A 5,868-nucleotide genomic window follows, 5' to 3' on the forward strand; every position below is an offset into this window, starting at 1 on the left:
CACTTGAAGTTAGAGTTCAAATCATTAGAATTGTAATTGATTTTAACTGAATGAGGTAAATATCATGCGTACTAAAAGGGATCTATTTGGTTACCTATCTTTTAAAGCAATTGCTGCGCTAAGCTACTTATTAGCAATGGGTTCTTTAACTAAAAAGCGTGTTTTTTCGGATTCAAAAAAGCACTATTCACACCAACACAGCAAATCACACAATTAATCAGTATTGAAATAAAATGTTCGATTACGCTACTTTTTCTATTTTATTATATTTCGCCCTGTTAATTTTTATTGGCGTATACGCCATGAAAAAATCCACCTCAGATAATGGCGAGTACCTACTCGGTGGGCGCAATGTTAGCGCCAAAGTGACCGCGCTTTCTGCGGGTGCCTCTGATATGAGTGGTTGGATGCTAATGGGGCTGCCAGGGGCTGCCTATGTCAGTGGATTAGGCAGTATTTGGCTTGCTGTAGGGCTTGTGATTGGTGCTTATGTTAATTACCATATTGTGGCGCCAAAATTACGTGTATTTACTGAACTTGCTGATAATGCATTAACCATTCCCGAGTTCTTTTCGAAGCGTTTTGCCCTTGAAAAAGGTAGCGTAAGGCTGATCTCATCCATCGTGATTATTGTGTTTTTCACAGTTTACACCGCATCAGGCCTTGTTGCTGGCGGTAAGTTGTTTGAATCGGCCTTTAATATCGATTACACCATTGGCATTGTAGCAACGGTGAGCATTGTGGTGCTTTACACCGTACTTGGTGGTTTTTTAGCCGTCAGCCTAAGTGACTTTATCCAAGGCGTGATTATGCTCATTGCATTAATTGCTGTGCCAATGGTGACCTTTAGCCATTTCGATGCCGATGCAGCGAGCAGTTTTAGTCAATCATTGTCGTTTAATTTTGGCAATACTGAACTCATCGCCGCCATCAGCCTAATGACCTGGGGTCTTGGCTACTTTGGCCAGCCGCATATTATTGTGCGTTTTATGGCGATTGATAGCCATAAAAATCTCGCCAAAGCGCGTAAAATTGGCGTTTCGTGGATGACAATTTCAATTATCGGCGCGTTAGTAACTGGCCTTGTTGGTGCAAGTTTTATTGCTAACAGTAAACAGTCGGTTTCGGACCCTGAAACTATTTTTATCTTCTTATCGCAGTTCTTATTCCACCCGTTTGTTGCTGGTTGGTTATTAGCAGCCATTCTTGCCGCCATTATGAGTACCATTTCATCACAATTATTAGTGTCGTCGAGCTCACTGGTTGAAGATATTTATAAAAGTTATGCCAAACGACAACCAAGCAGCCAAGAGCTCTTAACCATCAGCCGTATTTGTGTATTGGTAGTTGCGGTTGTGGCATCGCTGATTGCACTTGATAGCAACAGCAGCGTGCTTAACTTAGTGTCTAACGCTTGGGCTGGCTTTGGTGCCGCATTTGGTCCTTTGGTGATCTTTAGCCTGTGGTGGAAAAAACTCAGCCATAGCGGTGCGGTTGCTGGCGTTGTTGTTGGGTCGCTTACAGTATTACTTTGGGCGTATGTGCCGCTACTTGAAAACGGCGAAACCTTAAGTGTTTATTTTTACGAATTACTGCCAGGTTTTGTGGCAAGCTCAATCGCCATTGTACTGGTAAGCTTAAACACCCAACAACCTGATCAACAAGCGATGAAATGGTTTAACGCAACACATAACAAGCTTCAAGAGGCTTAATATATGCAAAATACACTTAACAATATCGGCTGGCAACGGATTGTAATCAAAGTAGGAAGTGCGCTCATTGCCCCCCACCGTGATGGATGCAGCAGCCAATATTTATTAAGTATCGCTAATTTTATTGTGCGCTGTCGCGCTGCTGGTATTCAGGTAGTACTTGTATCTTCAGGCTCAGTGGCCGCAGGCTCACATTTATTTAATAACGTCGACAGCTCATCGATGACCGTTAAAAAAGCCATGGCAGCTGCAGGTCAGTCTGAAATGATGGCAACATGGGATAGGTTATTTGATTTTAATACTGCCCAAGTCCTGTTAACCCATGCAGACTTGCGTGATCGCGACCGCTTTGAAAGTGTGCGAGATACATTAACAGCACTGTTAAATGGCGATATTTTACCTATCGTAAACGAAAACGATACAGTCACGACCGACAAGCTAAAAGTGGGCGATAATGATAATTTATCGGCCATGGTTGCCAGTGCCGCCTACGCCGATGCACTGATTATTTGTTCTGATATCGACGGGCTTTATACTGCGAATCCGCATGTAGATAAAAGCGCTACACTTATTAGCGATGTCTCGCGAATTGATGCAAATATTTATGCAATGGCAGGCGGCGCCACCAGCGATGTGGGTACGGGTGGCATGAAAACCAAAGTGCAAGCTGCAGAAAAAGCAGTATCCCATGGCATTAACACCTACATTGTAAATGGCTTTAGCGAATCGACATTCAATGAGTTATTACAAGGCAATAATCCAGGCACCTTGTTCCATGCCATTGACAACCCCATGCAAGACCAAAGTCATTGGATGAAACACACCACCAAAGCACAAGGTGAGTTAGTGGTGAATGACAGTTTTGCAATGCAAAAACAAAGTGACAATTTGCTAGCACCGCAAGACTTAGTCAATGTGATTGGTGATTTTTCAGCTGGCGAAGTGGTGTTATTGCGAAAAGAAAACGGCGACCAACTGGCCAAAGTTAAAAGTAACTACAGCAGCTGCTTACTTAACTTTGTTGCCGAGCAAGATAACGACGATCTCTCAGAAAAATTACACGACTCGGCAGCACCAATATTGTCTAAGCAGTATGTGCCTCTCAATTAGTTTGCTCCGTAATTGTAATACCCTATCCAAATACAATTACTACCAAACAAAAGGGTTAGCATCGCGCTAACCCTTTTTATCTTTCATCCGTTGTTATTCAGCGTACGGCGTTACTTTTACAAATTCTGTTACCTTGGCGTGTAAGTCACGACTAAAGGCTTTGTTACTAATGGCAAAATGTACACTGCGCGCAACTTGTTCTGGCAATAAGTCCATTGCAATGTGCTGTTTTACTTCTAGTGCTAAATTGACCGAATCAAACGCTGCCTTGTTGGACAAAAGCAACGTCAAACGCTCTTTTTCGAGCAAAATAAACGCCCGCTCAACATCGTTGTAATAATACACCCGCTTTCCTTTTAACCACTGCTTTTCATAAGTGCTAAGCACTTCGCCGCGCAGCACACCGACAGTTAAAGATGGCTTATCATCATCTGAAAGTGGATTTTCAATTGCCCCACGTTTATAAAATAACACGCGTTTTTGGCTGGTACCGTAAGCAATAAAATGCGCATGTTGTTGCCGCTTTGGATTTGCTATAAGCCCCGGCAATATATCAATTTCACCTTTTTCTAATAACAATAGGCAACGGCTAAACGGCGCTTTATTTATAATCACCAGTTCGCGCTCAAGGTAATGGCTTAGCTTTTCTAAATAATAATAGTGACTGTTAGGCGCTGAGTTAAGCTCTGAATGGGTGATATCAAGGCAAGTGGTAAGCGATGTTGGCGTTGCAGTTGCCAAAAATGAGACGGTTGCAAGTAAAACAAAAATACAAGATGACATCATAATGAGCAATTAGTTTAAACGCGCTGTACCCCTAGTGTATTTAAAAGTGTAAGTGCAAGATCACGAAAAAATTTCATATAAATAATCAGCATAAAATTACGCATAAATACGCAGCGAACCACGGTTTATCAATCACTTACGCGTGGTTCTCGAAAAATTATTCCTAACAAGCTGCATTTCGATGTTAATTTGTTGTAAACGCATTATTTACTTTTTTGCTCACTATGCTAAAACGTACAAGAACACTTCACACTAACTAGGAGAATAAAATGACATTACGTACTTTTGTTACGCCTAGTGAGCTACATGAATGTTCGTCTGACTATCACCTAAGTGAGTGGTTTGACGAATAACCAACCCTAACAATTTCAACAACACACTTTCGTTTTGCGTTTTTTAGCGCAGGCGCTTTATTGATTTTTGTTAGGAAATTCCTATGAATAATAAGAACTACTTCATTGTAGCATCACTACTATTGGGCTTTTCGCTCTCTCACACAGCTTACGCATGTACCTCTACCGAATCTGAACCAAACGACCTTGAAAGTCAGGCCAATGTAATCGATTGTGCTAATGCAACCCTTGCGGGTAGCTCAAAACGCGGCGACATTGATTGGTTTAGTTTTAGCACCAGTGAAAATGGCGAAATCAGCATTCGCTTAGATCATGATAGTCGCGACGATTTTGATTGGGCATTGTATGGCGCAACAGGCAACGCAATTTTAACTGGTGAGACAAGTAATGTGCCTGAGCTTGGCAGCATTACCGCAGCAGCGGGTAATTACTTTGTAAAAGTAACACGTTACTCAGGACGCGGTTGGTACGACTTAACCGTTAATTACCCAACCGAGCCAACACCACCTGCTGAAGATTGCGGTTACGGCTTTACGCCCGCGATACCAAGTGACTTAACTTATTGGCAAACAGGCAACGCTAATGATGCGTGTGGCGCACTTACCAGCGGTCAAGGCGCAACCTTGCTGATGGGTGGCGGCACCGATGTTGATAGCGCATTTACAGGCCGTGTTTTACCACATATTGGCAACAATCAAGATGTGGTCATTTTAAGAACATCAGGCTCAGATGGCTACAATGACTATTTAAGCGGGTTACTTAATGCCGATTCAGTTAACACCCTATTAGTTGATTCGCGAACGCTTGCGAACAGTGACTATGTTGCATGGACAATTAAAAGTGCCGAATTTGTCTTTATTGCCGGTGGCGATCAGGCTGATTACCTCAACCAATGGCAAAATACGCAGCTGCAAGATGCACTTCAGCACGTTTATGATAAAGGCGGTGTTATTGGTGGCACATCAGCTGGTATGGCGCTACTAGGAGGTTCGGTTTACGACCCTGATGGCATTCTTGGCGCTATCTCAGACGAAGTAGTGACAGACTTTTGCCATGACACCATCAATATTAGCCAAGGCATGTTTAGCAATAACTTGCTTGCCAATACCCTCACCGACACCCACTTTGCAGAGCGCGACCGCCTTGCACGCTCAGTGGTGTTTTTAGGGCATTTAGCTGCTGGCAGCAATGTGATTGCGGCAGATGAAAACACCTCTTTATATGTTAAAAGTAATGGCGAAAGCTTAGTTGACGGCAGCGGTGCTGTGTATATTTTTAAAGAAACCGCAACCACCGAACGCCAACAACTAAGCTGTAACGCACCGGTTATTTACAACAACATTGAACGATTAAAGCTGATTGCTAATCAGCAAATTAATCTCAACACAGGAAGCCATAATGGCGAAACCCTAAGTGTATCGATAGATGGCACCAGCAATCGTTATTATTCACCACTTAACCCTTATTAAGCAGGTGTATTGACTATGGAAGCTGAAAAATCCCTTAATCAAATCATTAAATACCTAATTTTACAAAAAGAGATCCGTTCGCAGTTTGAGCTCTCTTACGAATTAGGCTTAATGGGCTTTGCTGATATTTCACAGTCGCGTATTTCACGCATGCTTACGCGCTTAGGTGCAGTGCGTATGCGTAACAGCAACCACCAGCTGGTGTATCGCCTACCTTCAGATGTGGGCATGCCGGGGCTAAAACAGTCGATTGAAAGTGTGGTGTTAGCGTGTGATAAAAACGAGGCGCTGGTAGTTATAAAAACCCAAGCGGGCGGCGCTAAAATTGTTGCCCGCGTGCTTGATCACTTGCACGATAGTTTGGGCATTAGCGGCACAGTCGCAAGCGATGACACCTTGTTTATTATGCCAAAACCTGCGCAGTGCACCACGCTACTG

Annotated in this window: 6 protein-coding genes; 5 read left to right on the forward strand and 1 reads right to left on the reverse strand. The window is 43.1% G+C overall.

The window, feature by feature from the left end; genetic code table 11:
* Positions 1-64 precede the first annotated feature (64 nt).
* Genes ABYD77_RS17110 through proB form a run of 3 tightly spaced genes read left to right on the forward strand, consistent with a single transcriptional unit; the run spans position 65 to position 2,822 of the window.
* Complete coding sequence (locus ABYD77_RS17110) at positions 65-217, forward strand: hypothetical protein (protein ID WP_372771303.1); 153 nt, start codon at positions 65-67, stop codon at positions 215-217.
* A 16-nt stretch (positions 218-233) separates the two neighbouring features.
* Positions 234-1,712, forward strand: a complete 1,479-nt coding sequence (gene putP, locus ABYD77_RS17115; protein WP_372771304.1) for a sodium/proline symporter PutP — start codon at positions 234-236, stop codon at positions 1,710-1,712.
* 3 nt (positions 1,713-1,715) lie between these two features.
* The gene (gene proB / locus ABYD77_RS17120) at positions 1,716-2,822 is read left to right on the forward strand and encodes a glutamate 5-kinase (RefSeq protein WP_372771305.1); all 1,107 of its coding nucleotides are present in this window, start codon (positions 1,716-1,718) and stop codon (positions 2,820-2,822) included.
* 93 nt (positions 2,823-2,915) lie between these two features.
* Here the strand turns inward: proB and ABYD77_RS17125 are convergent, their stop codons facing one another.
* Positions 2,916-3,608: a hypothetical protein gene (locus tag ABYD77_RS17125; protein WP_372771306.1), complete on the reverse strand. Its 693-nt coding sequence runs from the start codon at positions 3,606-3,608 to the stop codon at positions 2,916-2,918.
* 436 nt (positions 3,609-4,044) lie between these two features.
* On the opposite strand from ABYD77_RS17125, the gene ABYD77_RS17130 reads away from it, so the two are divergent.
* Positions 4,045-5,430: a Type 1 glutamine amidotransferase-like domain-containing protein gene (locus ABYD77_RS17130; RefSeq protein ID WP_372771307.1), complete on the forward strand. Its 1,386-nt coding sequence runs from the start codon at positions 4,045-4,047 to the stop codon at positions 5,428-5,430.
* Between the two features lie 15 nt (positions 5,431-5,445).
* On the forward strand, positions 5,446-5,868 hold a 423-nt coding region (locus ABYD77_RS17135; RefSeq protein ID WP_372771308.1), incomplete at its 3' end, for an ArgR family transcriptional regulator.

It is taken from the genome of Pseudoalteromonas sp. (assembly GCF_041629635.1).
Lineage (GTDB): Bacteria > Pseudomonadota > Gammaproteobacteria > Enterobacterales > Alteromonadaceae > Pseudoalteromonas.

Bases quoted from the DNA above. Each gene is read 5' to 3' on its own strand.
- ABYD77_RS17125 (WP_372771306.1), bottom strand. From the start codon at position 3,608: ATGATGTCATCTTGTATTTTTGTTTTACTTGCAACCGTCTCATTTTTG.
- proB (WP_372771305.1), top strand. From the start codon at position 1,716: ATGCAAAATACACTTAACAATATCGGCTGGCAACGGATTGTAATCAAA.
- ABYD77_RS17110 (WP_372771303.1), top strand. From the start codon at position 65: ATGCGTACTAAAAGGGATCTATTTGGTTACCTATCTTTTAAAGCAATT.
- putP (WP_372771304.1), top strand. From the start codon at position 234: ATGTTCGATTACGCTACTTTTTCTATTTTATTATATTTCGCCCTGTTA.
- ABYD77_RS17130 (WP_372771307.1), top strand. From the start codon at position 4,045: ATGAATAATAAGAACTACTTCATTGTAGCATCACTACTATTGGGCTTT.